This is a genomic window from Pontibacillus yanchengensis Y32, from assembly GCF_000770635.1.
GTDB classification, from domain to species: domain Bacteria; phylum Bacillota; class Bacilli; order Bacillales; family BH030062; genus Pontibacillus; species Pontibacillus yanchengensis.
The window spans coordinates 1-720 of record NZ_AVBF01000135.1 but is presented as its reverse complement, the minus strand read 5'-3'; the positions used below and the strand labels follow the sequence as shown (position 1 = coordinate 720).

At 39.9% G+C, this 720-nt stretch carries 1 protein-coding gene; it reads left to right on the top strand.

The window, feature by feature from the left end; all coding sequences use genetic code 11:
• Positions 1-113: 113 nt before the first annotated feature.
• A partial coding sequence (locus tag N782_RS20470) for an IS256 family transposase (protein WP_036824917.1) occupies positions 114-720 on the top strand: 607 nt, incomplete at its 3' end.

Sequence of the window (720 nt, the reverse complement as noted above, 5' to 3'; positions counted from 1 at the left end):
GATTAAGTCTATATAATTGTGTAAAAAAGTAAGACATAAAAAAAGGGCATCATCAGCCCTCCATGTTAAAATGTTTTCAACCACGAAAATACCCAACAAGGAGGAGCTTAATGATGGCCCAAGTCAATCTTACACTAGATTTTGAAAAACTTAAAGATGAGGTGGTTAACTCTGGATTGAATGATGTGGTGAAGTCATCACTCGTCTTAATCCTGAACCAATACATGGAGAAAGAGCGAGACGAACACATCCAGGCTAGCTCTCATGAACGCACCTCAGACCGAAAAGATTACCGCAATGGATACTATGAAAGAGAACTACTCATGCCATCAGGGAATATCCGATTAGATGTTCCTCGAACGCGTAGTGGTGAGTTTTCTACAGAAGTATTTGAAAAGTACAAGAGGCAAGATAAAGCCCTCTTAATCTCCATGCTGGAAATGGTCGTAAACGGGGTATCAACGCGAAAAGTAAGTAATATCACGGAAGAGTTGTGTGGGAAAAGTGTGTCCAAATCCTTTGTGTCTGATCTTACTAAACAGCTAGATCCAATCGTAAATGAATGGGCCACAAGACCTCTGAACGTCATGTATTTTAATTATGTATTTGTAGATGCCATGTATATCAAAGTTCGTGAACAGAATAAAGTGGTCTCGAAAGCAGTGTACATTGCCGTGGGTGTAAACGAAAACAATAGGCGTGAGATTATTGGCTTGAAGG